A 25,060-nucleotide genomic window follows, 5' to 3' on the forward strand; every position below is an offset into this window, starting at 1 on the left:
GAGCCTAGTGGCGGCGGGCTACTCTCGTCGGGGCCCGAACCGCCCGAGAACCGGAGAGTCGACCATGGAAACCGCCCTGACCTTCCGCGATGCCACCGACGCCGACGTGGACGCGCTGGTCGCGCTGGTCGAGTCGGCGTACCGCGGGGACGACAGCCGCAGCGGGTGGACCACCGAGGCGGACATCCTCGAAGGGCAGCGGACGGATCCGGAGGGCGTACTGGAGGTCATCAAGTCGCCCGACAGCCGGCTGCTCACGGTCGAACGCGACGGACGGGTCGTCGCCTGCTGCCAGCTCGAACACCGGGGCGCGCACGCCTACTTCGGGATGTTCGCGGTCAGCCCGGCGCTCCAGGGCGCGGGCCTCGGCAAGGTGATCATCGCGGAGGCGGAGCGGATCGCCCGCGAGACCTGGGGCGTCAAGGAGATGCAGATGACCGTGATCTCCGTGCGCGACGACCTCATCGCCTGGTACGAGCGCCGCGGCTACCGCCGCACGGGAAAGATGACCCCCTTCCCGTACGGCGACGAGCGCTTCGGAATTCCGCAGCGCGACGACCTGCAGTTCGAGCTGCTGGTCAAGGAACTCGCGTGATCATTTGCGGCTGGGCAGCGCCCCTGAAGGGGCGCGGGGCCGCGTTGAACATGCGGCTCCGCCGCGTGGGCGCGACCAGCCACGACGGCGCCGCGGGCGACCGACGACACAACGCGGCACTACCCAGCGGAGCGCCTACGCCGTGAAGCGGCCGGTGCGTTTGATCTCCGGGTAGTCGGTGGTCGCGCCGTCCAGTTCCAGGGCCCGTACGAGCCGCAGGTGGTCCTGCGTGTTCACCACCCAGCCGATGATCTTCAGGTCGGCCTTGCGCGCGTTTTCCACCACCTCCAGCGTGAGCCGGCGGATGTTCAGGCAGACGGTCGCGGCACCGGCAGCGACCGCGCGGTCCACGATGTCGGGGCCGAACCGGCTGCCGATGAGCGCGGTCCGTACGCCGGGCACCAGCCGGGCGATCTCGGCGATCGCCTCGTCGTGGAACGAGGACACCTCCACCCGGGCGACCAGGTCCCGGCGGTGCATGACCTCCGCCAGCGCGCGCGCCGCCGCCACGTCCTTGATCTCGGCCTGCAAGGGCGCGCGCACGCCGTCCAGCACCTCCTCGAACACCGGGACCCGCTCGCCACAGCCCGCGTCCAGGGCGCGCAGCTCGTCGAGGGTCTGCTCGGCGATCGGGCCGGTGCCGTCGGTCGTACGGTCCACCTCGGTGTCGTGCATCACGACGAGGGCGCCGTCCTTGCTCAGGTGCAGATCGAGTTCGATGACGTCGAGGCCCGCCTGCTCGGCGGCGACGAAGGAACGGAGGGTGTTCTCGGGTTCGACACCCATGACTCCGCGGTGACCGATGGTGAGGAAGTTCAAGGTTCGACTCGCTTCCGTCGGGGGCGGCTCGGCAGCTCGCGCGGGCCGGGGCGGACGGGCGCGCGGGCAGATCGCAGCCTAACGGCCTCGCCCCGCGATGGACCCGGTCCGGCGACGGGAGCGGGTGTACGAAGCGGAAGCGGTTGCCGTGCGCGTGTCAGGCAGGAAAATATCCTGTGACCATCGGGGTGGTGCGGGATAATTTCCCGAGGGTGGACTTGCTGGGAGAAACCCCCTGTGCATACGGTGTGCTGACGCGAGGTTCTCCCGTGGAGGATGGGACATGACGGAAATTCTTGTGCAGGTGGGTTCGGGGGACCAGGTTCCTCCCGCGGCCAGGGTGGTGGAGCATCCGGCGTGGCCCGTGCTCAAGGATGCCGTGGAGCAGATCCGGCCATGGCAGTCCAAGGACGGGTCGATCGACTTCGACGCCGAGGGCGCCCCTGACCCGACGGACGCCGAACGCGCCGTACAGCGGGTCGTCAGCGCCGTCGAGGAGCTCTCGCCGCTGCTCCCGCACGACAGCGCCTACCACCAGGCCCTGGTGAAGGATCTGCGCCGCTGGGCGGACGGCGGCTTCCGAGTCCCCGACTTCCTCGATTCGCTGCTGGCCTTCCAGCCCGCCGCGAGCCGCGCGGACGGCCTCCAGCACCTGGTCGTCTTCCCGATGTACACGCAGAACGGCAACCCGGACCGCAACCTCGAAGCGGTCGTCCTGCGCATGGTCTGGCCGGACTGGCTGGCCGAGCTGGAGCGCACCCGCTACGACAACCCGCTGTTCTGCGGCATCACGTTCGAGGACTTCACGGCCGGCTACGACACCAACTCGGCGGTCCTGTTCCCGGAGACCATCGCCGTGCGCGAGGCCCCCGAGCGGTTCAGCTGGGGCGGGATCTTCTGCGACCGCGAGGCCGCCCGCTTCCGCCGGGTGACCGCCGCCGCGGTGGACATCCTGGGCCTGGAGCTGCCCGAGGACGTCGCCGACATGGTCCACGACCAGAAGCGCTGCGAGGAGGCCTTCGTCCTGTGGGACATGGTCCACGACCGCACCCACAGCCACGGCGACCTGCCCTTCGACCCGTTCATGATCAAGCAGCGGCAGCCGTTCTGGATGTACGGCCTCGAGGAGCTGCGCTGCGACCTCACCGCCTTCAGGGAGGCCGTGAAGCTGGCGGCCGACGGCGTCCCGCAGGCCCGTGACGTGCAGTACGCCGTGCTGTTCGACCGCATGTTCCGCTTCCCGGTCACCGGCGAGCGCGTGCGCAACTACGACGGCCTCGGCGGCCAGCTCCTGTTCGCCTACCTCCACAAGCACGACGTCGTCCGCTGGACCGACAACAAGCTGTTCATCGACTGGCAGCGCGCGCCCCAGGTCACCAACCAGCTGTGCGCCGACATCGAGCAGCTCTACCGCGAGGGCATCGACCGCCCCAAGCTCGTCCACTGGTTCGCCGGCTACGAGCTGGTCTCCACCTACCTCGCCCCGCACCCCGGTTCCCGCTGGGCCAAGGGCCCCGACGCCCTCGACCTGAGCCAGCCGCCGAGAAAACTCGTGGATGACGTGCTTCCGGACGAGTTTCCCCTGAGCATGTTCTATGAGGCCCTCTCCAAGAAGCTGAAGAACGTGATCGCCTCCACCAAGGGCATCACGGCGGAGAGCGCCGAACGGGTCGCCGCGTGAACGATCGCGTGCACGGCGAACCAGCGCACACTGCTCAGGAGGCGAAGATCATGGGGAATGGGGCTCTCAGCGGTGCGGTGATCGCCGTGGCCGGCGCGGGCGGACCCGCGGGGCGGGCGACGCTGCTCAGGCTCGCCGAGGCGGGAGCGACCGTCGTCGGCGCGGACAACGACCCGGAGCGGCTGGCGGAGGCCGTGGACGCGGCGCGCTACAGCGCCGGCGGCGCCACCGTCACCGGCGAGACCGTCGACCTGCTCGACCTGGGCTCGACCCGGGACTGGGCCGTCCGTACCGAGAAGGAGTTCGGGCGGATCGACGGCCTGGTCCACCTCGTCGGCGGCTGGCGCGGCAGCGAGACGTTCGTCAAGACGAGTCTGGACGACTGGGACTTCCTGGAGCTCCTGCTCATCCGCACCGTGCAGCACACCTCGCTGGCCTTCTTCGAGGGTCTCCAGCGCAGCGAGCGCGGGCGGTACCTGCTCATCAGCGCGGCCGGCGCCTCGAAGCCCACCGCGGGCAACGCCGCCTACGCCGCCGCCAAGGCCGCAGCCGAGGCCTGGACGCTCGCGCTGGCCGACGCCTTCCGCAAGGCCGGGGGCGGCGACGGGCCGAGGTCCGCCGCTGCGATCCTGGTGGTGAAGGCGTTGGTGCACGAGGCGATGCGCGCCGAGCGCCCCAACGCGAGGTTCGCGGGCTTCACCGACGTCAAGGACCTGGCCGAGGAGATCGTCGGGGTCTGGGAGAAGCCCGCCGCAGAAGTGAACGGAATGCGTCTGTGGCTGACCGAGAAGCCGTGATACGAGAAGCCGTGAACCCACCGAGGACCGACGCCCGGCGCCACCACGACCCGGACGTCCGCGGCTTCGCCAGCGACAACTACGCCGGGGCCCACCCGGAGGTGCTCGCCGCCCTGGCCCTGGCCAACGGCGGGCACCAGGTCGCGTACGGCGAGGACGACTACACCGAGAACCTCCAGCGGATCGTCCGCAGCCACTTCGGCTCGACGGCCCAGGCGTTCCCGGTCTTCAACGGCACCGGCGCCAACGTCGTCGCGCTCCAGGCGGTCACCGACCGCTGGGGCGCGGTGATCTGCGCCGAGAGCGCGCACATCCACGTCGATGAGGGCGGCGCCCCCGAGCGCATGGGCGGCCTCAAGCTGCTCACCGTGCCGACGCCCGACGGCAAGCTCACGCCCGAGCTGATCGACCGGCAGGCGTACGGCTGGGAGGACGAGCACCGTGCGATGCCGCAGGTCGTCTCGATCACCCAGAGCACGGAGCTGGGCACCCTCTATACGCCCGACGAGATCCGCGCGATCTGCGACCATGCCCACGCGCGCGGTATGAAGGTCCACCTGGACGGCTCCCGCATCGCCAACGCGGCGGCCTCGCTGGACGTCCCGATGCGGACGTTCACCAACGCGGTGGGCGTCGACATCCTCTCCCTGGGCGGCACGAAGAACGGCGCTCTGTTCGGCGAGGCGGTCGTCGTCATCGACCAGGACGCCGTCAGTCACATGAAGCACCTGCGCAAGCTGTCCATGCAACTCGCCTCCAAGATGCGCTTCGTGTCGGTGCAGTTGGAGGCCCTGCTCGCCAAGGACCTGTGGCTGCGCAACGCCCGCCACGCCAACGAGATGGCCCAGCGGCTCGCCGAGGGCGTACGGGCCGTGCACGGCGTGGAGATCCTCTACCCGGTGCAGGCCAACGGGGTCTTCGCGCGACTCCCTCACGAGGCGAGCGTGCGGCTGCAGGAGCGGTTCCGGTTCTACTTCTGGGACGAGACCGCGGGTGTCGTGCGCTGGATGTGCGCGTTCGACACCACGGAGGACGACGTGGACGCGTTCGTGGCGGCGCTGAAGGAGGAGATGGCGCGCTAGCCGACGGGACGCGCGAGAGTGCATAGGTATGCGGTCACCTGAAAAGTCATTGACTCGCGGGTGATCGCTTTCCTATGCTCTCCAGGCATGCAGCTGATCCAGGACACCCCTGACCTGTCCGCGTATCTGGCCGCCGACGAGGTCATCGACCATGGCCACTCGATCGTGCGCGACACGGCCGCGCGTCTCGCCAGGCAGGCGGAGGACTCGTATGCCTATGCGCGGCTGGCCTTCGAGTTCGTGCGCGACACCATCCCGCACTCCGCCGACAGCGGTGACCTCCGCGTCACCTGGCGTGCCTCCGACGTCCTGGAGCAGGGCACCGGCATCTGCTACGCGAAGGCGCACGCGCTGGCCGCGCTGCTGCGGGCCGAGGACATCCCGACGGCCCTGTGCTACCAGAAGCTCGGGGAGGTGCACGGCCTGGTCGCCGTGCGCTTCAACGGTGCCTGGCATCGGCAGGACCCCCGCGGCAACAAGCCCGGGGTGAACGCCCAGTTCTCCCTCGACGGCGAGCGGCTGGCCTTCACACCCGACTCGGAGTCCAATGAGCTGGACTACCCGGTCCTGTACGCTGAACCCCACCCGGTCGTCCTCGGCGTACTCCAGGCCGCCCCCGACCGGGCGTACCTCTGGAAGACCCTCCCCACCGCACTCTGAGGCAAGCGATGACTCTCACCCTGACCGTGTCCGACGAGGTGCGCGCTCTCGCACCCGGCTTCACCCACCTCGCGATCCAGGCGCACGGCCTCGTCAACGGGCCCAGCACCGACGCCAGTTCGGCCCTCCTCGACGACGCGGCCCGCCGGCTCGCCGTACGCCTGGACGGGCGCGCCCCGCACGAGGACCCGCACATGGCCGCCTGGCGCGAGGCCTACACGGCGTTCGGGTCGAAGCCCTCACGGACCCGCAACTCGGCGGAGGCGCTGGCCAAGAGGGCCCTGTCGGAGGGCGGGCTGCCGCGGATCAACCTGTTGGTGGACCTCTACAACGCGATCAGCGTCGCCCACCTGATCCCCGTCGGCGGCGAGGACGTCGACCGCATCGAGGGAGGCATGCACCTGGTGCGGGCCACCGGGGACGAGGACTTCGTGACCGTGGCCGGCGGCGAGGAGGTCGTCGAACACCCCGACGCGGGGGAGGTGGTGTGGCGCGACGACGCGGGCGTGACCTGCCGCCGCTGGAACTGGCGCCAGGGGCCGCGCACCCGGCTCACCGAGGACACCGTCTCCGGGATCTTCCTGCTGGAGAGCTTGGCCCCGATGCCGGTCGCCGACGTCGAGGCGGCGGCGGCCGAACTCGCCGAGCTGCTGGAGAAGTTCAGTCCGGGAGCCCGGATCGCGGTCGGGTCCCCGGTGTCCTGATCCGCCCCGGCGGAGCGTGGCGGATCAGCGCGCCTCGGCCTCGCGGACCTGCTCCGGGGTCGGCGCGGTGCCGCCGAGATGGGCCGGCATCCACCAGGTGTCGTCCGCGTCCTTGGGGCGCACCGGGTAGGCGCGCTGGGCCGCCTCCAGCAGCTCGTTCACCCGCTCGCGCACCTGCCGGGTGATCGCGCCCGCGTACTTGTCGCGGGAGGCCTCGATCGCCTCGCCGACGCGGATGGTGATGGGGGTGTGGCTGCGCTTGAAGTTGCGCGGGTGGCCCTTGGTCCACAGCCGCTGGGTGCCCCACAGCGCCACCGGGATCAGCGGCACGCCCGCCTCCTGGGCCATGCGCGCGGCGCCCGACTTGAAGCTCTTCAGCGTGAACGACGGCGAGATCGTCGCCTCAGGGAAGACGCCCACGATCTCGCCGGACCTGAGCGAGTCCAGCGCGTGGGCGTACGCCGTCTCGCCCTGGTTGCGGTCCACCGGGATGTGCTTCATCCCGCGCATCAGCGGGCCGGAGACCTTGTGGCGGAAAACCGACTCCTTCGCCATGAAGCGAACAAGGCGTTTCTGCGGGAGCGCCGCGAGTCCGTCGAAGATGAAGTCCAGGTAGCTGATGTGGTTGCTCACCAGCACGGCGCCGCCCGAGCGCGGGATGTTCTCCGAACCCTTGCAGTCGATCTTGAGGTCCCACACCTTGAACAACGCCTGGGCGAGACCGACGACGGGACGGTAGACAAGCTCTGCCATGGACGGAGTGGACCCTTCCTTCTCTGCCTGGGAAAAGGAAACCCCCGGCGGGAAAGCTACGCAGCCGTAGGTTTACGGCATCTCGCAGATCGTGCCCCAAGAACGGACCGGGAGCCAGTCTTCGTGCCCGACCATGGCGAGATTCTCGTCACTTCCACCCAGTGATCCACCTCGGGCTTTTAATCCGCCTTTACTCCGTGCGTACCGTTACCCGACGTACAAGCAGGTACATCTCGCACCCCAGGCAGTACCCGAACGCGGCATTCAGGAAGGCGGCGGCGAGCGCGGCCCCCGTGGCGGCGAGTCCCAGCCACTCCGGGCCCAGCGCGAAGCCGACGAGGCCCAGGCCCGCGAAGACCAGTCCCACCGCCTGGGCGAACCTCGGCGGTTCGGGCGCCTCGAACTCGGTGGGCGGCCCGAGCCGCGGCCGCACGGCCCGGCGGAACAGCCAGCCGTACGGTGAACGCCCCACCCCGCCCGCCGCGCCCAGCGCGAACGCCAGGGTCTGCCAGGCCAGCAGCCAGGCGCTCCCCGTGATCAGCACGACCGCCAGTACGACGGTCGTCACGGCCGCCCCGAAGCGCGGCCCCCTTGCATCGATGTCCATAAGGATCAAGGATCCCGCAGCGGACGGGTTCTGGGGAGGCGGGAATCTTTGCAGTCTCGTGAATGCTGGTGCAGAAGATGACCGGACTTGTGGTGTGTGTGGCGGTGCTCGCTGCGGCGAGCGCCTTCGGAGTGCTGCATCGGCGGCGGAGCGGGAGAGTACGGGTGCGCGGGCGCGACGACGGAAAACGGCTCGGCGTGGCCGAACTCGGTGGCCCGCTCGGCGAGCGCGCCACGCTCGTCCAGTTCTCCAGCGCCTTCTGCGCCCCCTGCCGGGCGACCCGACGAGTCCTCGGCGAGGTGGCCGACATGGTCCCCGGCGTGACCCACGTCGAGATCGACGCCGAGGAGCGGCTGGAGCTGGTCCGGGAACTCGACATCCTCAAGACCCCGACCGTGCTGGTCCTGGACGCCGATGGCCGGGTCGTACGACGGGCGGTCGGACAGCCGCGCAAGGCCGACGTCATCGCCGCGTTGGGAGAGGCGGTCTGAGGGCAGGAGAGCAGGGGTGAGCCATCTCCCATATGCCGGGACGTACTTGACTGTGCGCACCACCTATCGTCAGCCTGACCGTATGCCTTCGGAACTCCTTCTCTTCGGGCGGGTCCACGTCGACCTGGCCCGCAACGCGAGCGCGCGCTGTCCGGGCTGTTGAGCAGCCAAGGACGCCCCCGCCACTTCTCGCAGAAGGACAGCTCCATGACGGCCACGCCCGACCTCGACGCCACCCGGCTCGCCTCGCCCGACCTGCTCCGCTCGGTTTTCCGGCGGCACGCGGCGGGAGTCGCCGTGATCACCGCCCGCGGTGACGCCGGCCCCGTCGGATTCACGGCCACCTCCCTCACCTCGGTCTCCGCCGAACCCCCGCTGCTGTCCTTCGGCATCGGCACCGGCGCCTCCAGTTGGCCCGCGGTGGCCGAGACCGATCACGTCGGAGTGCACATACTCGGCGAGCACCAACAGGACCTGGCCGCCACCTTCGCCCGCAGCGGCGCCGACCGCTTCGGCGCGGCGACCGCCTGGCGCGAGGGCCCCGAGGGTGTTCCCGTCCTCGACGACGTCCAGGCCTGGCTGCTGGGCCGGATCGTCGCCCGGGTGCCCGCCGGCGACCACCGCCTGGTGCTGGCCGAGGTCGTCCTCGGCGACTCCACGGGTCCCGGCCGCCCGCTGCTCTACCACCAGGGTCGGTTCCACGGGCTGCGCGACTGATCGGCGCGACCCCTCTTCTGCGAAGCGGTCGAGTTCCGATTACGCTGCGTTGCAAAGGTCACAGTTCAAAGCGCTTGCTTAGCGGGAACGAACTGGGTGTACTGACGAGTAATATTTCGGTCGGAGCGCGGGTCGCTCCGACCGGGATCGGCCGCTTGGGGCGCCTATGCTGCCTGCAAGTAGGCAGCCGAAAACTGACGATGCAGTAGGAGAGCCGGCGTGAGCTTGAGGATCGTTGTCACTGTGAAGTACGTGCCCGACGCCACTGGCGACCGGCACTTCGCCGATGACCTGACCGTCGACCGGGACGACGTGGACGGTCTGCTCTCCGAGCTGGACGAGTACGCGGTCGAGCAGGCGCTGCAGATCTCCGAGAACTCCGATGACGACGTCGAGGTCACCGTCCTGACGGTGGGTCCCGAGGACGCCAAGGACGCGCTGCGCAAGGCGCTGTCGATGGGCGCGGACAAGGCGGTCCACGTCGAGGACGAGGACCTGCACGGCACGGATGCGATCGGTACCTCGCTGGTGCTGGCGAAGGCGATCGAGAAGGCCGGTTACGACCTGGTGATCTCCGGTATGGCGTCCACCGACGGCACCATGGGTGTGGTGCCGTCGCTGCTGGCCGAGCGCCTGGGCGTGCCGCAGGTGACCCTGCTGTCCGAGGTGTCCGTGGAGGACGGGGTGGTGAAGGGTCGCCGGGACGGGGACTCGGCCACCGAGCAGCTGGAGGCCTCCCTGCCGGCCGTCGTGTCGGTGACCGACCAGTCGGGTGAGGCGCGCTACCCGTCCTTCAAGGGCATCATGGCCGCGAAGAAGAAGCCGGTTGCGGCCTGGGACCTGTCCGACCTGGACATCGAGGCCGAGGACGTCGGCCTGGAGGGTGCCTACACGGTCGTCGACGCCGCGGCCGAGCGCCCGGCGCGTACCGCCGGCACGATCGTCAAGGACGAGGGCGAGGGCGGCAAGCAGCTCGCCGAGTTCCTCGCGGGCCAGAAGTTCATCTAGCCCCACCCCCCTCACCGCCCCTCAGACTTCGCAATCCGCAGGAGAGCATTCCCATGGCTGAAGTTCTCGTCTACGTCGACCACGTGGACGGCGCCGTCCGCAAGCCCACCCTGGAGCTGCTGACCCTGGCCCGCCGCATCGGCGAGCCGGTCGCCGTCGCGCTGGGTGCCGGTGCCGCCGACACCGCCGCCGTCCTCGGCGAGCACGGTGCGACCCGCGTTCTCACGCATGAGGCCGCCGAGTACGCCGACTACCTGGTCGTGCCGAAGGTGGACGCCCTGCAGGCCGCCTACGAGGCCGTCTCCCCGGCCGCTGTGCTGGTGCCGTCCTCCGCCGAGGGCAAGGAGATCGCCGCCCGCCTCGCGCTGCGCATCAGCTCCGGCATCATCACCGACGCGATCGACCTGGAAGCCGGCGAGTCGGGCCCGGTGGCCACCCAGTCGGTGTTCGCCGCGTCCTTCACCACCAAGTCCCGTATCGCCAAGGGCACCCCGGTCATCACCGTCAAGCCCAACAGTGCCGCCGTGGAGGCCGCCCCGGGCGACGGTACGGTCGAGGCCCTGGCCGTCACCTTCTCCGCCGCCGCGACCGGCACCAAGGTCACCGCCCGCACGCCGCGCGAGTCCAGCGGCCGCCCGGAGCTGACCGAGGCCGCGATCGTGGTCTCCGGCGGCCGCGGCGTCAACGGCGCCGAGAACTTCGCGGTCATCGAGGCCCTGGCCGACTCCCTGGGCGCGGCCGTCGGCGCCTCCCGCGCCGCGGTGGACGCCGGCTGGTACCCGCACACCAACCAGGTCGGCCAGACCGGCAAGTCCGTCTCGCCGCAGCTGTACATCGCCTCCGGTATCTCCGGCGCGATCCAGCACCGGGCCGGCATGCAGACCTCCAAGACGATCGTGGCGATCAACAAGGACGCCGAGGCCCCGATCTTCGACCTCGTCGACTACGGCATCGTCGGCGACCTCTTCGACGTCGTCCCCCAGCTCACCGAGGAGATCAACACCCGCAAGGGCTGATCTCGCTCCGGGCGTACGAGGCCCCCGCGACCGCTTCCGCAGCGGTCACGGGGGCCTCGGCTCATCCCAGGGTCAGCGACGCCTGCACCGGCAGGTGGTCGCTCGGGAACTGGCCGTCCAGTGCGAAGGTGTTGATCGAGGCGCGGTGGGTCGTGACGCCCGGCGAGGCGAGGATCCAGTCGATGCGGTCGCCGTCCGGCGTCAGCGGCTTATAGCCGTGGAAGGTCCCGTACACCCTGCTCCGCTCGGCCGCGCTGTCCCAGGTGTCGACCAGGCCCGCGCCCAGCATCGTGTCGTAGACCGCGTTCTTGTGGGCGGCGACGTTGAAGTCGCCCGTCATCAGGACCGGGAGTGTCCGGTCCAGCCCGGCGATCCGCAGGGCGGTCAGGGACGCGGCACGCGCGCGTGCGTACTGACTGGCGTTGTCGAGGTGCGTGTTCAGTACGTAGAACTCCCGGTTCCCGTCGAGCAGATCACGGAAGCGGACCCAGGTCACCATCCGGATGTGGGCGCCGCCCCAGGTGTTCGAGCCGATCACGTTCGGGGTGTCGGAGAGCCAGAAGTGGTCGTACTCCTGAGGGGCGAGCCTGCGGGCGTCGTAGATGACCGCCATGAACTCGTCGCGGCTGCCGCCCGCGCGGCCGGTTCCGATCCAGTCGAAGTCCGGTCCGAGGTCGCTCTCGATGTCGCGCAGCTGCTGGTAGACGCCTTCCTGAGTGCCGATGAGGTGCGGCCTCTCGCGGCGCAGCAGCTCGCGCATCACCGGTCTGCGGGCGGTCCAGCTGTGGGGCTCGACGGTGCTCGCGAAGCGGAGGTTGAACGACATGACCTGAAGGCGGCCGTCTTGCGGCTCGCCCGCCGAGGCCGGCTCACCCGCCGAGGCCGGTCCGGGCGAGAGTGCTGTACTGGACAGGGGTACGCAGATCGTGGCGGCTAACGCGGCCTTCAGGCCCGTGCGGCGCGTGACTCGGCTGTGGTTCGGCACAGGGGCTCCTTCTGTGGCGGCTTCCGGGCGAGTCGGACGGGGGAGTCGGACGGGAGTGCTGTGAAGACGCGGTGGACACTGGGAAGTTGTCTGTTGAACGGTGCCAGACAGACGTGAACATGCCGAGATGCCGGAGTGGACCGAATGAAAGACGGTGTTGACCAGCAGGAAGGTTGCCCGATAACTTCGCTCTACGGATTGTTGATTCCGTATAGCGGAAAATAGGAGGGTTCGGGATGGGTCAGGGCCAGCAGGAGCAGGTGGCGACGAGCCTCGCGGGCGCCGTCAGCGAGGAGATCAGCGCCTCCCTCGCCCCGGTCGACGCCGAACTGGAGCGCCGCTACCCCGGCGACCCCGGCACCCGCCAGCCCGTCCACACCGTCTACGTCCCCGGCGACGCCTTCGCCGCCGACACCATCCGCTCCTGGGGCGACCAGGCCCTCGCCGCTCTCGACGAACACGCCCCGGACGCCGCCTCCTTCGCCGCGGTCCTCGGCCTCTCCGACGAACTGGCCGAACCGGTCCACTCCCGCGTCCGCGCCAAGCTGGAGCACGAACCCATCGAGGACCTGCGCGTCGACTTCGAGGACGGCTACGGCCCCCGCCCGGACGCCGAGGAGGACGAGACGGCCGCCCGCGCCGCCCGCCTGATCGCCGAGGCGTTCAAGAACGGCACGGCGGCGCCGTACATGGGCATCCGCATGAAGTGCATGGAGTCGGCCGTCCGCGACCGGGGCATCCGCACGCTCGACATCTTCCTCACCGGCCTGATGGAGGCCGGCCCACTGCCCGACGGGCTGGTTCTCACGCTGCCGAAGGTGACGTATCCCGAGCAGGTCGGTGCCATGGTCCGCCTCCTCGAGGCCTTCGAGAAGGCGCGCGGCCTCGAGCCCGGCCGGATCGGGTTCGAGATCCAGATCGAGACCAGCCAGTCCATCCTCGCCACCGACGGCACCGCGACCGTCGCCCGCATGATCCAGGCCGCCGAGGGCCGCGCCACCGGGCTGCACTACGGCACCTTCGACTACAGCGCCTGCCTGGGCGTGTCCGCCGCGTACCAGGCCAGCGACCACCCGGCCGCCGACCACGCCAAGGCGATCATGCAGGTCGCGGCCGCGGGGACGGGCGTACGCGTCTCGGACGGCTCGACGAACGTGCTGCCGGTCGGCCCGACCGCCAAGGTTCACGACGCCTGGCGCCTGCACTACGGCCTCACCCGCCGCGCCCTCGCTCGCGCCTACTACCAGGGCTGGGACATGCACCCCCGGCACATCCCGACCCGCTACGCGGCCGTCTTCGCCTTCTACCGCGAGGGCTTCGCACAGGCCGCCGCCCGCCTGGCCCGCTATGCCAACCGCACCGGCGGCGACGTCATGGACGAGCCCGCCACCGCCAAGGCCCTCAGCGGCTACCTCCTGCGCGGCCTGGACTGCGGCGCCCTCGACATCGCCGAGGTCGCCCGCCTGTCCGGCCTGACCCGGGCGGACCTGGAGAGCTTCGCGACACCGCGGCGGGGCGACCTCACGGCCTCCGGGAAGTAGCGGACCTGTCACAGCGGCCACCGCCGCACCGCGCTGTCCCTGCGGCCCCGTAGGCTGTACGCCACGCAGGGACGGGTCACAGGAACGGGGCGGCGGTGTCTTCGGGGGAGTACGGACAGACGGACGGGGTCGGGCGGGTGCTGGCCGGGCGCTACCGGGTCGTGGGGCAGCTCGGGCGCGGCGGCATGGGCGTGGTGTGGCGGGCCGTCGACGAGGTCCTCGGGCGGGAAGTCGCCGTCAAGGAGCTGCGTACATACACGGACGCCGACGGCCCCGAACTCGCCGGACTGCGGCTGCGGATGCAGCGCGAGGCCCGTGCGGCCGCCCGGGTGCGTCACACCGGCGTCGTGGCCGTGCACGACGTCACCGAGCTCGACGGCCGTCCGCTGATCGTGATGGAGCTGGTGGACGGACCGTCCCTGGACGACGTCCTGCGCGAGGGCGGCACCCTCGACCCGCGCGAGGCGGCCAGGATCGGCGCCAAGGTCATGGACGCGCTGGCCGCCGCCCACCGCGCCGGCGTCCTGCACCGCGACGTGAAGCCCGGCAACATCCTGCTGGAGCGCTCCGGCCGCGTCGTCCTCACCGACTTCGGCATAGCCACCATGGAGGACCCGGGCGACGGCTCGGCCACCCACCTCACCCGCAGCGGCGAACTCGTCGGCTCCCTCGACTACTTGGCACCCGAACGCGCCCAGGGCGCCGCACCCGGCCCCGCCTCCGACATCTGGGCCCTCGGCGCCACGCTGTTCGCGGCGGTCGAAGGCACCGCACCCTTCCGCCGGACGTCCACCTTCTCCACCCTCACCGCCATCGTCTCCGAGCCCATGCCCGAATCCCGCAGCGCCGGTCACCTGGGGCCCGTCCTCCAACGGCTGCTGGACAAGCGGCCCGAGTCTCGCCCGGAGGCGGACGAGGCGCGGAAACTGCTCCAGGCGGTGGCGGACTCGGGCGCTACGGACACACCGACGACGACGTTGCGGGGTGTGGCGGGCGCGACGGGCGCCGCGAAGCCGGCGCCCGAGGAGGAGAAGGAGAGGGAGCGGAGTGCTCCGACGGCGATGCCGGGATTCGGGCCCGTGGAGGCCGCCGCACCGGGTACGTCAGGATTCGGCCCCGCGGAGCAAGTGCCGCCCGGACAGGCAGCCGCGCCCCCACCCGGAACCTCTCGTCCCACCGGCCTCCTGGCCACCCCCAACCCGCCCCGCCGCAAGGGCCGTGCCGTCCTCGCCGCCACGGCCGTCGCCGTCGTCCTCGCCACGGCCGGGGCCTCCCTGGCCCTGCTGAACGACCAGGGAGACGCCGAAGCCGGCACACGGCCCACCGGCTCGACCACCTCCGCCTCGGCCACGGGCCAGGCCGCCGCCGGCAGCCCGGACGCCCCCAAGCCGAGCGAACAGGGCGACGAGAAGGCCCCCACGGCGACCAACTCCCCGAGCGGCAAGACCGACACCACGCCCACCAGCCGGGCTCCCACGCCCTCCCCGACCAAGACCTCCGGCGGCGGTTCCGGTGACGGCAGCACGCCGGGCGCAAGCGGTACGCCCACCACCCCGGCCTCCTCCTGCCGGTCGATCGGCGGCGGCAAGTACAACTGCGAGGTCTGGCGGACCGCCAAGTCGTACACCGCCTCCGGCACCGAGGTCGGCGTCCTCAACACGGGCACCAGCTACTTCTTCTGTCAGGAGAACCTGGGCCGCCGCGAGACGTACGGCGAGTGGACCAACGTCTGGTGGGCGAAGACGGACGACGACAGCGGCAACACGGACGTCTACGTCAGCGACGTCTACGTCAGGGGCGGCGCCAACGACGAGCCGGTGCCGGGGCTGCCGGTCTGCTGAACCCGTACGTACCGCTCCAGGCCGGAAGCCGTCACCCGCTTCTCGTCCTTGAACAGCCGCGTACCCCGCTCGCACAGCCGCCGGTCGGCACGGGCCCGCGCGCAGAACTCCTCGGGCGTGACCCCGAACAGTTCCCTCAACCGGGCGGATCCCACGAGGAGTTCGGTGAGCAGCGCCCGCTGGCCCGGGTGCCTGCGCGGCGCGCCGGGGCCGGTGCCGTCGTGCAGCACGCCGTGGCGGTTGACGTACGCGCACACGCCCGGGAGGACCGTCCCGGGCGCCGGCTCGACGCGCACCTCGGGTGCGGACAGCCAGGCCCGGCCGTAGTTGCCGTTCGGCAGCGGTACGCCCTCGCTCGCGTCGACCACCGCGAGCTGCTGGGCGTCGAGCCAGATGACGAACAACTCCCGTACGGTGCCCGGCGCGTCGAAGGGCGACGCGGACACGTAGCCGAAACGGCTGACGTGTGCGGAGACGCCGATGTCGATGCCGGTGACCCGGGCCCTGACCATCGGAATGGGCGAGGTGATCCCGAACTCGGTCATCTTGTGGCGGAGTTGGGCGGGGCTGGCGTTGGAGCCGACGGCGAGGACGGGCGTGCGGTCGGCGTGCACGAGGTGGTCGAGGGGGAGGAGGTGGTTCCCGTCCAGGAGTGCGGACTCCCGCGGCCAGGCTCCCGGGTAGCGGAGTGGGTGATCGCGCGGCACCTCGGCCAGGCCGAGCGCATCGAGGCTGCGGTTCTCCATGGGCCGCTCAGTCCGCCGGCGGCAGCTCGCCCGAGCCGCGCGTGATCAGCCGGGTCGGCAGTTCGATCCGCTCCGGGGTGAGCAGGGTGCCGTCCAGCTGGCGGAAGAGACGCTCGGCGGCCGTACGGCCCAGGGTCGCCGCGTCCTGGGCGACGACCGTGACGCCGGGCTGGAGCAGGTCGGCGAGCTCGATGTCGTCGAAGCCCACGAAGGCGATACGACGGGGCTGTTCGGCGAGGACGCGGATCACGGTGACCGTCACCCGGTTGTTGCCAGCGAAGATCGCGGTGACGGGGGAGGGGCCGGTCAGCATCTCCTCGGCCGCCCGCCGCACCCGCCCGGGGTCGGTGACGCCCAGGGACATCCAGGAGTCCTCCACCGCTATGCCCGCGTCCTCCATGGCGGCCCGGTAGCCGCGCAGCCGTTCGGCGGCGGTGTGGATGCGCGGCATGTCACCGATGAACCCGATCCGCCGGTGGCCGTGGGCGATGAGGTGGGCCACGCCGTCACGGGCGCCGCCGTAGTTGTCCGACAGGACGACATCGGCGTCGACCTTCCCGGCCGGACGGTCGACGAACACCGTCGCGACGCCGGCCTTCAACTCCGGCTCCAGATAGCGGTGGTCGTCACCCGCCGGAATCACCACCAGCCCGTCCACCCGCCGTGCGCACAGCGCCAGCACCAACTCCTGCTCGCGCTCCGGGTCCTCCGCGCTGGAACCGTTGATCAGCAGCGCCCCGTGGGCCCGGGCCACCTCCTCGACGGCGCGGCTGAGCGGGCCGTAGAACGGGTCCGCGAGGTCCTCGAGGACCAGCCCGATGCTGGCGGTGCGGCCCTTGCGCAGGACCCGCGCGCTGTCGTTGCGCCTGAAGCCCAGTGCGTCGATGGCCTCCTGGACACGGCGCTCCGTCTCCGGCGTGACGCCCGGCTCCCCGTTGACCACCCGCGAGACCGTTTTCAGTCCGACCCCGGCCCGCGCGGCCACGTCCTTCATGGTCGGACGGTTGCCGTAGCGGGTCCCTGGGAAGCGGTCTGCTCGGCTGTGGGTCTCGGGCACGATGCGGTGTCCTGTCCTGTCGTCCACGGGGATGCGGCGGCCATGATGTTGTATGAGGATGTGTCGTCGAGCATAGAGCCTGGACAACGTTGTCAGATGCGGGAGACACTGTCCACCACAATCTCCGGCCTGCGCCCCCACCGCGAGACCGGCCTGCGGTTCCTCATGGTTGTTCTCATGGTTGTTCATGTCTGACGGGGAGATCCGACACTGATGCACACCGACCTCGTGGCCGCGCTCGACATCGGCGGCACCAAGATCGCCGGGGCGCTGGTCGACGGCCACGGCCGGATCCAGGCCCGCGCGCAGCGCGCCACGCCCGCGCGGGAGGATGGCGAGACCGTGATGCGGGCCGTCGAGGAGGTGCTTGCCGAGCTGACCGCATCACCTCTGTGGGGACGCGCCACGGCGCTCGGCATCGGCAGCGCGGGCCCGGTGGACGCCTCCACGGGCACGGTGAGCCCGGTGAACGTGCCCGGCTGGCGTGACTATCCGCTGGTCCAGCGGGTGCGGGCGGCGGCCGGTGGGCTGCCCGTCGAGCTGATCGGCGACGGCGTCGCGATCACGGCCGCCGAGCACTGGCAGGGCGCGGCCCGCGGCCACGACAACGCCCTGTGCATGGTGGTGTCGACGGGCGTCGGCGGCGGCCTGGTCCTCGGTGGTCAGCTGCACGCGGGCCCGACCGGCAACGCCGGTCACATCGGCCACATCAGCGTCGACCTCGACGGTGACTCCTGCCCCTGCGGCTCGCGCGGCTGTGTGGAGCGGATCGCCAGCGGTCCGAACATCGCCAGGCGGGCCTTCGAGAACGGCTGGCGGCCCGGCCCGGACGGCGACGCCTCCGCCGCCGCGGTGGCCGCCGCCGCACGCGCCGGTGATCCGGTCGCCGTGGCCTCCTTCGAGCGGGCCGCCCAGGCGCTGGCCGCCGGGATCGCGGCCACCGCGACACTCGTGGAGATCGACGTCGCCGTCATCGGCGGCGGCGTGGGCAAGGCGGGCGACGTGCTGTTCACGCCGCTGCGCAAGGCCCTGAGCGAGTACGCGACCCTGTCCTTCGTGCAGCGGCTGACGGTGACGCCCGCCCAGATGGGCACGGACGCGGGCCTGGTGGGGGCGGCCGCGGCGGCGCTCGCCAGACGGGCGGAGGCGGCCTCGGCGGGAGTCTGACGCACTCGGCAGGAACGTTTACTCGGAGCTCGGTCGACCCACGTGGGTCGACCGAGCTCCGTGGTGTACGGCACACCGTCAATTTTGAACACGTTCAACTTTTCGCGTTAGGCTTGCCCCACACGAAGGGGGAGCCCGATGAAGATCGTCATACCCGGGGGAACCGGGCAGGTCGGCACGGTCCTCGACCGTGCGCTGACCGCCGCGGGCCACGAGGTCGTCGTCCTGACACGACAACCGCGGCGTGAGCGCGAGGTCGCCTGGGACGGGGAGACGCCGGGAGCCTGGACCCAGCAGATCGACGGCAGCGACGTCGTGATCAACCTGGCCGGCCGCAGTGTCAGCTGCCGCTACACCGAAGCCAACCTGCGGGCCATGATGGATTCGCGGGTGCGTTCCACGCAGGTCGTGGGCGAGGCGATCGAGGCCGCGGTACGGCCGCCCCGGGTCTGGCTGCAGATGAGTACGGCCACCGTCTACGCCCACCGCTTCGACGCGCCGAACGACGAGGCGACGGGCGTGATCGGGGGCGAGGAGCCCGGCGTACCGGACTACTGGGCCTACAGCGTCGAGATCGCCAGGAACTGGGAACTGGCCCAGCGGCAGACCGGAACCCCGCACACCCGCAAGGTCGCCCTGCGCTCCGCCATGGTGATGAGCCCCGACCGCGGCGGCGTCTTCGACGTCCTGTCGTGGCTGGCGCGGCTCGGGCTCGGCGGTCCGGTCGCGGGCGGCGCCCAGTACGTGTCCTGGATCCACGACCGGGACTTCGTCCGCGCCGTCGAGTTCCTGATCGACCGTGACGACATCGAGGGGCCGGTGAACCTCGCCGCTCCCGGACCGCTGCCGCAACGCGCGTTCATGCGCGCCCTGCGCTCCGCGTGGCGTGTACCGGCAGGTCTGCCCGCCACGAAGTGGATGGCGGAGATCGGCGCGTTCGCGCTGCGCTCGGACACCGAACTCCTGTTCAAGAGCCGCCGCGTGGTCCCGGGCCGCCTGCTCGAAGCGGGCTTCGCCTTCGACCACGCCGAGTGGCCCGGAGCCGCCGACGACCTGGTACGACGGCTGCGCGACGGGCGCGCTACCGGCGGGCGTGCCCTTCGGAGGCGACTTCCCGCACTTCCGCGATCACTCCAGCGCCGGGCGTGACCCCCGCGGCGTTCCGCCGTTGAACCGGGCATGAAGAAGCGCAGCATGCTCGCCATCGCCTCCCTCGCCACCGGCTTCGTCGTCGCGGCGGTCTCCCCGTCCCACGCCCTGGGCGAGGAACTGGGTGGCCTCGACGTCGACAAGACCCTCAGCACCCTCGACCCGACCGTCGCCAGCGACAGCCTGGCCGACGTCGACGACGGTGCCCTCGGGCAGAACGGCTGACGAGGTACGACACAGCAGGACACGGCGCCGGTGCCCCCGCGAGGTGGGGGCACCGGCGCCCGCTCGTGCGCCCTCAACTGCGGCTGGTTTCCGTGACAGGGTGGAGCGGGCAAGCCTCAGGGGGCCAGTAGAAGAGGGGGCAACGTGATCGTCTGGGTCAACGGCGCGTTCGGTGCGGGGAAGACCACCACCGCACGGGAACTGATCGAACTGATCCCGAACAGCACGCTCTTCGACCCCGAGGTCATCGGCGGAGCGCTCTGGCACCTGCTGCCGCCCAAACACCTCGCCGAGGTCGGCGACTTCCAGGACCTGCCGATCTGGCGGCGGCTCGTCATCGACACGGCGGCCGCGATGCTCGCCGAGCTGGGCGGGACCCTGGTGGTCCCGATGACCCTGCTGCGCCAGGACTACCGGGACGAGATCTTCGGCGGCCTGGCCGCGCGCCGGATCGCCGTCCGGCATGTCCTGCTCGCCCCGGCGGAAACGATCCTGCGCGAGCGAATAGCCGGGCGGGAGATCCCTCCCGACCTGCCCGACGGCGAGATACGGCAACGGCAGTGGGCGTACGACCACATCGAGCCGTACAAGGCCGCCCTGGCCACCTGGCTGACCGCCGACGCCCACCCCATCGACAGCGGTGCTCTCACGCCGTACGAGACCGCCGTCCGGATCGCGGAGGCCGTCAGCGCCGGGACCGTGCCGGCGTGCGACATCGTGCAGACGCCCGAGCCCACCGCCGAGACCCTCGCGGCGGGCGTCCTGCTCTTCGACGAGCAGGGCCGGGTGCTGCTCGTGGACCCGACCTACAAGGCCGGCTGGGAGTTTCCCGGCGGCGTCGTCGAACCCGGCGAGGCGCCCGCCCGTGCCGGCGTGCGCGAGGTCGAGGAGGAGACCGGCATCCGCCTGGACGACGTACCGCGGCTCCTGGTCGTCGACTGGGAGCCGCCCGTACCGCCCGGCTACGGCGGTCTGCGCCTCCTCTTCGACGGCGGCCGGCTCGACTCCGCCGACGCCGCGCGGCTGCTGCTGCCCGGCCCCGAGCTGCGCGGCTGGTGCTTCGCCACCGAGGAGGAGGCGGCCGACCTGCTGCCGCCCGTCCGCTACGAGCGGCTGCGGTGGGCCCTGCGGGCACGGGAACGCGGCGCGGCGATGTATCTGGAGGCCGGGATTCCGGTCGGCTGATCCGTGGTGGGATCCCCGCCGTTTCCGGTGACGGCGGGGACTTCGTCGTGCTTTCGGCGGCGAACGGCCGGGGAAACGAATGCCAAGCGGAGCCCGCGAGACCGTAGCAATACCTCTATGTGAGAGCTAACCGGACGCCGCACTCTCGTCAACTCTTGGCAACGAGCGCAAACAATCCCTTTTAAGCCGCATATCCGTCTTGACCGGACTCACCGCACGTTGCGAAAGTCCGCTCAGTCTCACGGCGACGACACCGAACGCCGCCCATGCCTTTCACTCAGGGGCACCTCCGCATGACGAGTCCCTCCACTTCGGCGACCGCGGAAACTCCGCGACAGCCTCAGCTCATACCCGGGACGTCCGTACGATGACGACGCAACACCAGCCGGTCCCGATCGGCACCGGCACCACGCTCCCGGCCGACGAACAGCCGTCGGCCTCGCGGCCCGACGTCCCCGCCATCGCCGGACGCTCACCGGCCCGCATGGCCTTCAGGCGCATCAGGCGGGACAAGGTGACCATGGCCGCGTTCGTGGTCACCGTCCTGTTCCTCCTGGTCGCGCTGCTGGCCCCGGTGCTCACCGCCCTCACCGGCTGGGGCCCCATCACACCGGACGGGAAGGCGATCGACCCGGACACGGGCAACTTCCCCATCGGATCCCTGGGCGGCATCAGCCTCACCCACCTGCTGGGGGTCGAACCGGGCACCGGATACGACCTGTTCGCGCGGATCGTCTACGGCCTGCGCACCTCCCTCGTGGTCGGCTTCGCGTCGGCCGTGCTGTCCACCGTCGTGGGCGTGGTGGCAGGCCTCGCGGCAGGCTATTCGGGTGGCTGGGTCGACTCCGTGCTGTCGCGGGCCATGGACGTGATGCTGGCGTTCCCGCAGCTGCTGTTCATCATCGCGCTCACCCCGGTCATCCAGAGCGCGCTGCAGACCAACAGCCACGGCGGTACCGACGAGAACCTCCGGCTGCTGGTCCTGGTCCTCAACATCGCGGTGTTCGCCTGGGCCTACACCGCCCGACTGGTGCGCGGACAGGTGCTCTCCCTGCGCGAGCGGGAGTTCGTCGACGCCGCGCGGATCATGAGCGCCGGCCGACGCCACATCCTCTTCCGCCAGCTGCTGCCCAACCTGTGGGCGCCGGTCCTGATCTCCTTCGCCCTCGCCGTCCCGCAGAACATCACCACCGAGGCGGCCCTGTCGTACCTGGGCGTGGGCGTCATCCCGCCCAACCCGGACTGGGGATCCCTGCTGTCGGACGCCTCCCAGTTCTTCCTGCAGGACCCGATGTACCTGTTCGTCCCCGGAGTCCTGCTCCTCTTCCTCGTCCTGGCACTCAACCTCCTCGGAGACGGAGTCCGCGACGCCCTCGATCCCCGCGCCGGCCGCAACTGACGCGTGCCCCTGAGCACCGGCCCGGACGGCTCCCCATGAGGAACCGCCGAAGCCGAACCAGTACCAGAACGGAGAGTTTGCCCATGACGCGCAGAACGCGCACCCTCGCCCTCACGGCGTCCGCCGTGGCGATAGCCCTGGGGGCCACCGCATGCGGGGGATCCTCCAGCACCACGAACAGCGGTGCCCCGACGAAGGGGGGCACGCTGACGATCCTCGACGACGCCGACTTCAACCACCTCGACCCCCAGCGGACCTACACGACCGAGGGGTCGAGCATGGACGAGGAGATCGTCCGCACCCTCACCGGCTGGGACGAGACGGGCTCGTCGCCGAAGCTGGTCGGCGACCTGGCCACCGACACCGGGGCGCCCAGCAAGGGCGCCACCGTGTGGACCTTCCATCTGCGCCACGGGATCAAATACCAGGACGGCACCGAGGTCACCGCACAGGACGTCAAGTACGGCGTCGAGCGGGGCTTCTCTCCCGACATCAACGGCGGCCCGCCGTACGCCAGTCAGTGGCTGGTGGGCGGCTCCACGTACAAGGGCCCCTACAAGGGGCAGCAACTCGACTCCATCCAGACGCCGGACAAATACACCATCGCCTTCCATCTGAACCAGCCCGTCGCCGACTTCAACCAGACGACGGCCATGACCGGATGGTCGGCCGTGCCCAAGGCCCACGACACCGGCGCGACGTACGACACGCACATCTGGTCCGACGGGCCGTACATGATGAAGTCGTACGCCAAGAACAAGGAACTGGTTCTCGTCCGGAACAAGTACTGGAGCCGGTCGACCGACCCGATCCGCGAGCAGAACGTCGACGAGATGGACGTGAAGTTCGGGCAGGACCAGGGGGCCATCGACCAGCAGATCAAGTCCGACGCCGGCGTCGCCCAGACGTCGATCATGCAGACGCCGATCGCCGGTTCCGACCTCACGCCGATCGCGAGCGACTCGTCGCTGAAGTCGCGCTATTACAAGATCCCGGCCCCCGGGATCAACTACATGGCGATCAACACGAGTCGGGTCAAGGACCTGAGGGTGCGCCAGGCGATCGAGGACGTCGTCGACAAGACCACCGTCCGCGGTGCCTTCGGCGGTTCGGCCTACGGCGACTACGCGACCTCGGTGCTGAGCCCCGGCATCGGCGGCTACAAGAAGTTCGACCTGTACAGCGCCGACCCCGCGGGTGACCTCACCAAGGCCAAGGCCCTGATGAAGCAGGCGGGCAACCCCAAGCCGACCATGTCGCTGGCGGTGGAGAACATCACCACGCACGAGCACTTCGCCGACGCGGTGAAGACCTCGCTCGGGAAGATCGGCATCACCGTCAACATCACCCCGATCCAGGCGGCGAACTACTTCAACACCATCGACAACGTGAAGAACCAGTACGACCTGACCTGGGGCGACTGGATCGCGGACTGGCCGAACGCCTCCACCGTCCTGCCCGTCCTGTTCGACGGACGGCAGATCGCGAAGCTGCCGCAGTCCAACCAGGACCTGTCGTACCTCAACGACCCGAAGATCAACGCGCAGATCGACAAGATCGGCAGGATGACGGGCATCAACGAGGCCAACACCGCCTACGGAAACCTCGACGAGCAGATCATGAAGGACGCCGCCGTGGTCCCGCTGATGTACATGAACTTCAGCGAGCTGGCGGGCTCCAAGGTCGGCGGTGTCATCTCGGACACCATCCTCGCCGAGCCCAGCCTGGTGCACGCCTACGTCGCCCACTGACGCACCCTCCGTCCGACCCCCTCGCCGGCGGTACGCCGCCGGCGAGGGCCTCCCCCTCACGTCAGGTCCCGGGACGACATGCTTCGCTACCTCATCCGACGCCTGCTGGCAGCGGCCGCGATCCTGCTGGTGATCACCGTGATCACCTTCGTCATCTTCTACGCGCTGCCCTCCGACCCCGCACTCCTGGCCTGCGGAAAGACCTGCTCACCCTCCCGGCTGGAGGAGATCAGGCACTCGCTGGGCCTCGACCAGACCTTCGTCACGCAGTTCTGGGAGTTCTTCAAGGGGCTCTTCCTGGGCCGCGACTTCGGCGACCAGAGCGTGCGCGTGCACTGCGGCGCGCCCTGCCTGGGGGTCTCCTTCCAGACCGACACCCCGGTCCTCACCACCCTGTTGCAGGACTTCCCGGCGGACCTGTCGCTCGGCCTCGGTGCCGCGGTGGTCTTCCTGATCCTCGGCGTCGGCCTCGGCACGGTGGCCGCGGTGCGCAGGGGCCGGGCCGCCGACAAGGCAGCGGTCGGCCTCGCGCTGGTCGGGGTCTCCGTACAGATCTACTTCATCGGTCTGCTGCTGCTCTTCCTGTTCGTCGACAAGTGGCAGATCCTGCCCGCGGCCGGCTACACACCGTTCACCCAGGACCCGGCCGCCTGGTTCCAGGGGCTCTTCCTGCCGTGGACCACGCTGGTCATCGTCTACCTCGCGCTGTACACCCGGCTCACCCGCTCCTCCATGCTGGAGGTCTTCGCCGAGGACTACATGCGCACCGCCCGGGCCAAGGGCCTGTCCGCCGGCACGGTCGTCCTCAAGCACGGCCTGCGGGCCGCGATCACCCCGATCATCACCATCTTCGGCATGGACGTCGGCTCACTGATCGGCGGCTCCGCGGTCATCACCGAGTCGGTGTTCGGCATCAACGGCATCGGCAAGCTGGCGGTGGACTCGGTGCAGAACTCCGACCTGCCGGTCATCCTCGGCACCACGCTCTTCGCCGCCACCTTCGTCGTGCTCGCCAACGTGGTCGTCGACATCGTGTACGGGCTCGTCGACCCCCGCGTCCGCCTCGCCTGAGCAACCCGAGCCA

General features: G+C 70.5%; 25 protein-coding genes. 19 read left to right on the forward strand and 6 right to left on the reverse strand.

Features of this window, described 5'->3' with window-relative positions; genetic code table 11:
- Positions 1-64: 64 nt before the first annotated feature.
- Positions 65-595 carry a GNAT family N-acetyltransferase gene (locus tag OG252_RS43730; RefSeq protein WP_329343187.1) on the forward strand — a complete coding sequence of 177 codons (531 nt, stop codon included), beginning with the start codon at positions 65-67 and terminating at the stop codon, positions 593-595.
- A 135-nt stretch (positions 596-730) separates the two neighbouring features.
- On the opposite strand, the gene OG252_RS43735 is transcribed toward OG252_RS43730, so the two are convergent.
- The gene (locus tag OG252_RS43735) at positions 731-1,414 is read right to left on the reverse strand and encodes a glycerophosphodiester phosphodiesterase (protein WP_329343189.1); all 684 of its coding nucleotides are present in this window, start codon (positions 1,412-1,414) and stop codon (positions 731-733) included.
- Between the two features lie 283 nt (positions 1,415-1,697).
- Here OG252_RS43735 and OG252_RS43740 point away from each other — a divergent pair, with 283 nt between their 5' ends.
- The 5 genes from OG252_RS43740 to OG252_RS43760 all read left to right on the forward strand — a co-directional run bounded on the left by OG252_RS43740 (position 1,698) and on the right by OG252_RS43760 (position 6,338).
- The gene (locus OG252_RS43740) at positions 1,698-3,095 is read left to right on the forward strand and encodes a DUF6421 family protein (RefSeq protein ID WP_266444604.1); all 1,398 of its coding nucleotides are present in this window, start codon (positions 1,698-1,700) and stop codon (positions 3,093-3,095) included.
- 50 nt (positions 3,096-3,145) lie between these two features.
- Positions 3,146-3,892, forward strand: a complete 747-nt coding sequence (locus tag OG252_RS43745; RefSeq protein ID WP_266444607.1) for an SDR family oxidoreductase — start codon at positions 3,146-3,148, stop codon at positions 3,890-3,892.
- Between the two features lie 11 nt (positions 3,893-3,903).
- On the forward strand, positions 3,904-4,974 hold the full coding sequence (locus OG252_RS43750) for a threonine aldolase family protein (RefSeq protein ID WP_266444611.1): 1,071 nt from the start codon (positions 3,904-3,906) through the stop codon (positions 4,972-4,974).
- An 87-nt stretch (positions 4,975-5,061) separates the two neighbouring features.
- On the forward strand, positions 5,062-5,634 hold the full coding sequence (locus OG252_RS43755; protein ID WP_329343193.1) for a transglutaminase domain-containing protein: 573 nt from the start codon (positions 5,062-5,064) through the stop codon (positions 5,632-5,634).
- A gap of 8 nt (positions 5,635-5,642) precedes the next feature.
- Positions 5,643-6,338, forward strand: coding sequence for a B3/B4 domain-containing protein (locus OG252_RS43760; RefSeq protein WP_329343195.1), 696 nt, complete (start codon positions 5,643-5,645; stop codon positions 6,336-6,338).
- Between the two features lie 24 nt (positions 6,339-6,362).
- On the opposite strand, the gene OG252_RS43765 is transcribed toward OG252_RS43760, so the two are convergent.
- Positions 6,363-7,091, reverse strand: coding sequence for a lysophospholipid acyltransferase family protein (locus OG252_RS43765; RefSeq protein ID WP_266444620.1), 729 nt, complete (start codon positions 7,089-7,091; stop codon positions 6,363-6,365).
- A 190-nt stretch (positions 7,092-7,281) separates the two neighbouring features.
- Positions 7,282-7,698, reverse strand: coding sequence for a DUF4395 domain-containing protein (locus OG252_RS43770; protein WP_329343198.1), 417 nt, complete (start codon positions 7,696-7,698; stop codon positions 7,282-7,284).
- 77 nt (positions 7,699-7,775) lie between these two features.
- Between OG252_RS43770 and OG252_RS43775 the strand changes: the two genes are divergently transcribed.
- From OG252_RS43775 to OG252_RS43790, 4 genes are all read left to right on the forward strand, one after another.
- On the forward strand, positions 7,776-8,189 hold the full coding sequence (locus tag OG252_RS43775; RefSeq protein WP_266448844.1) for a TlpA family protein disulfide reductase: 414 nt from the start codon (positions 7,776-7,778) through the stop codon (positions 8,187-8,189).
- Between the two features lie 207 nt (positions 8,190-8,396).
- A complete protein-coding gene (locus OG252_RS43780) occupies positions 8,397-8,906 on the forward strand; it encodes a flavin reductase family protein (RefSeq protein WP_266444625.1) in 510 nt (169 codons plus the stop codon).
- A 219-nt stretch (positions 8,907-9,125) separates the two neighbouring features.
- Entirely contained in the window at positions 9,126-9,914 is a 789-nt protein-coding gene (locus OG252_RS43785; protein WP_329343201.1) for an electron transfer flavoprotein subunit beta/FixA family protein, read from the forward strand.
- A gap of 53 nt (positions 9,915-9,967) precedes the next feature.
- Entirely contained in the window at positions 9,968-10,930 is a 963-nt protein-coding gene (locus OG252_RS43790) for an electron transfer flavoprotein subunit alpha/FixB family protein (protein WP_266444631.1), read from the forward strand.
- Between the two features lie 61 nt (positions 10,931-10,991).
- On the opposite strand, the gene OG252_RS43795 is transcribed toward OG252_RS43790, so the two are convergent.
- Positions 10,992-11,915, reverse strand: coding sequence for an endonuclease/exonuclease/phosphatase family protein (locus tag OG252_RS43795; RefSeq protein ID WP_329343203.1), 924 nt, complete (start codon positions 11,913-11,915; stop codon positions 10,992-10,994).
- A 236-nt stretch (positions 11,916-12,151) separates the two neighbouring features.
- Between OG252_RS43795 and OG252_RS43800 the strand changes: the two genes are divergently transcribed.
- Positions 12,152-13,456: a DUF6986 family protein gene (locus tag OG252_RS43800; RefSeq protein WP_329343205.1), complete on the forward strand. Its 1,305-nt coding sequence runs from the start codon at positions 12,152-12,154 to the stop codon at positions 13,454-13,456.
- Positions 13,457-13,551: 95 nt separating this feature from the next.
- Positions 13,552-15,297: a serine/threonine-protein kinase gene (locus OG252_RS43805; protein WP_329343207.1), complete on the forward strand. Its 1,746-nt coding sequence runs from the start codon at positions 13,552-13,554 to the stop codon at positions 15,295-15,297.
- Here OG252_RS43805 and OG252_RS43810 read toward each other — a convergent pair.
- Together OG252_RS43810 and OG252_RS43815 are read right to left on the reverse strand one after the other, a co-directional pair.
- Positions 15,243-16,043, reverse strand: a complete 801-nt coding sequence (locus OG252_RS43810) for a hypothetical protein (protein WP_329343209.1) — start codon at positions 16,041-16,043, stop codon at positions 15,243-15,245. The two genes, OG252_RS43805 and OG252_RS43810, sit on opposite strands and share 55 nt — an antisense overlap.
- 7 nt (positions 16,044-16,050) lie before the next feature.
- Positions 16,051-17,100 carry a LacI family DNA-binding transcriptional regulator gene (locus OG252_RS43815; protein WP_266444640.1) on the reverse strand — a complete coding sequence of 350 codons (1,050 nt, stop codon included), beginning with the start codon at positions 17,098-17,100 and terminating at the stop codon, positions 16,051-16,053.
- 213 nt (positions 17,101-17,313) lie between these two features.
- Between OG252_RS43815 and OG252_RS43820 the strand changes: the two genes are divergently transcribed.
- The 7 genes from OG252_RS43820 to OG252_RS43850 all read left to right on the forward strand — a co-directional run bounded on the left by OG252_RS43820 (position 17,314) and on the right by OG252_RS43850 (position 25,047).
- Entirely contained in the window at positions 17,314-18,267 is a 954-nt protein-coding gene (locus tag OG252_RS43820) for an ROK family protein (RefSeq protein WP_329343212.1), read from the forward strand.
- Positions 18,268-18,405: 138 nt separating this feature from the next.
- On the forward strand, positions 18,406-19,416 hold the full coding sequence (locus OG252_RS43825; RefSeq protein WP_329343214.1) for a TIGR01777 family oxidoreductase: 1,011 nt from the start codon (positions 18,406-18,408) through the stop codon (positions 19,414-19,416).
- Positions 19,417-19,446: 30 nt separating this feature from the next.
- Positions 19,447-19,641 carry a hypothetical protein gene (locus OG252_RS43830; RefSeq protein WP_266444644.1) on the forward strand — a complete coding sequence of 65 codons (195 nt, stop codon included), beginning with the start codon at positions 19,447-19,449 and terminating at the stop codon, positions 19,639-19,641.
- Between the two features lie 144 nt (positions 19,642-19,785).
- Complete coding sequence (locus OG252_RS43835) at positions 19,786-20,826, forward strand: NUDIX hydrolase (RefSeq protein ID WP_329343217.1); 1,041 nt, start codon at positions 19,786-19,788, stop codon at positions 20,824-20,826.
- A gap of 367 nt (positions 20,827-21,193) precedes the next feature.
- On the forward strand, positions 21,194-22,225 hold the full coding sequence (locus OG252_RS43840; RefSeq protein WP_266444648.1) for an ABC transporter permease: 1,032 nt from the start codon (positions 21,194-21,196) through the stop codon (positions 22,223-22,225).
- An 83-nt stretch (positions 22,226-22,308) separates the two neighbouring features.
- Positions 22,309-23,976 carry an ABC transporter substrate-binding protein gene (locus OG252_RS43845; RefSeq protein ID WP_266444650.1) on the forward strand — a complete coding sequence of 556 codons (1,668 nt, stop codon included), beginning with the start codon at positions 22,309-22,311 and terminating at the stop codon, positions 23,974-23,976.
- A 78-nt stretch (positions 23,977-24,054) separates the two neighbouring features.
- The gene (locus OG252_RS43850; RefSeq protein WP_329343221.1) at positions 24,055-25,047 is read left to right on the forward strand and encodes an ABC transporter permease; all 993 of its coding nucleotides are present in this window, start codon (positions 24,055-24,057) and stop codon (positions 25,045-25,047) included.
- Positions 25,048-25,060 lie beyond the last annotated feature (13 nt).

This window comes from Streptomyces sp. NBC_01352 (assembly GCF_036237295.1).
In the GTDB taxonomy this organism is placed as follows: Bacteria; Actinomycetota; Actinomycetes; order Streptomycetales; family Streptomycetaceae; genus Streptomyces; species Streptomyces plumbiresistens.

What these genes read in the sequence shown, in the direction of transcription:
- OG252_RS43730 (WP_329343187.1), top strand. Translation starts at nt 65, where the DNA reads ATGGAAACCGCCCTGACCTTCCGCGATGCCACCGACGCCGACGTGGAC.
- OG252_RS43740 (WP_266444604.1), top strand. Translation starts at nt 1,698, where the DNA reads ATGACGGAAATTCTTGTGCAGGTGGGTTCGGGGGACCAGGTTCCTCCC.
- OG252_RS43745 (WP_266444607.1), top strand. Translation starts at nt 3,146, where the DNA reads ATGGGGAATGGGGCTCTCAGCGGTGCGGTGATCGCCGTGGCCGGCGCG.
- OG252_RS43755 (WP_329343193.1), top strand. Translation starts at nt 5,062, where the DNA reads ATGCAGCTGATCCAGGACACCCCTGACCTGTCCGCGTATCTGGCCGCC.
- OG252_RS43760 (WP_329343195.1), top strand. Translation starts at nt 5,643, where the DNA reads ATGACTCTCACCCTGACCGTGTCCGACGAGGTGCGCGCTCTCGCACCC.
- OG252_RS43765 (WP_266444620.1), bottom strand. Translation starts at nt 7,091, where the DNA reads ATGGCAGAGCTTGTCTACCGTCCCGTCGTCGGTCTCGCCCAGGCGTTG.
- OG252_RS43770 (WP_329343198.1), bottom strand. Translation starts at nt 7,698, where the DNA reads ATGGACATCGATGCAAGGGGGCCGCGCTTCGGGGCGGCCGTGACGACC.
- OG252_RS43775 (WP_266448844.1), top strand. Translation starts at nt 7,776, where the DNA reads ATGACCGGACTTGTGGTGTGTGTGGCGGTGCTCGCTGCGGCGAGCGCC.
- OG252_RS43780 (WP_266444625.1), top strand. Translation starts at nt 8,397, where the DNA reads ATGACGGCCACGCCCGACCTCGACGCCACCCGGCTCGCCTCGCCCGAC.
- OG252_RS43790 (WP_266444631.1), top strand. Translation starts at nt 9,968, where the DNA reads ATGGCTGAAGTTCTCGTCTACGTCGACCACGTGGACGGCGCCGTCCGC.
- OG252_RS43800 (WP_329343205.1), top strand. Translation starts at nt 12,152, where the DNA reads ATGGGTCAGGGCCAGCAGGAGCAGGTGGCGACGAGCCTCGCGGGCGCC.
- OG252_RS43810 (WP_329343209.1), bottom strand. Translation starts at nt 16,043, where the DNA reads ATGGAGAACCGCAGCCTCGATGCGCTCGGCCTGGCCGAGGTGCCGCGC.
- OG252_RS43820 (WP_329343212.1), top strand. Translation starts at nt 17,314, where the DNA reads ATGCACACCGACCTCGTGGCCGCGCTCGACATCGGCGGCACCAAGATC.
- OG252_RS43825 (WP_329343214.1), top strand. Translation starts at nt 18,406, where the DNA reads ATGAAGATCGTCATACCCGGGGGAACCGGGCAGGTCGGCACGGTCCTC.
- OG252_RS43830 (WP_266444644.1), top strand. Translation starts at nt 19,447, where the DNA reads ATGAAGAAGCGCAGCATGCTCGCCATCGCCTCCCTCGCCACCGGCTTC.
- OG252_RS43840 (WP_266444648.1), top strand. Translation starts at nt 21,194, where the DNA reads ATGACGACGCAACACCAGCCGGTCCCGATCGGCACCGGCACCACGCTC.
- OG252_RS43845 (WP_266444650.1), top strand. Translation starts at nt 22,309, where the DNA reads ATGACGCGCAGAACGCGCACCCTCGCCCTCACGGCGTCCGCCGTGGCG.
- OG252_RS43850 (WP_329343221.1), top strand. Translation starts at nt 24,055, where the DNA reads ATGCTTCGCTACCTCATCCGACGCCTGCTGGCAGCGGCCGCGATCCTG.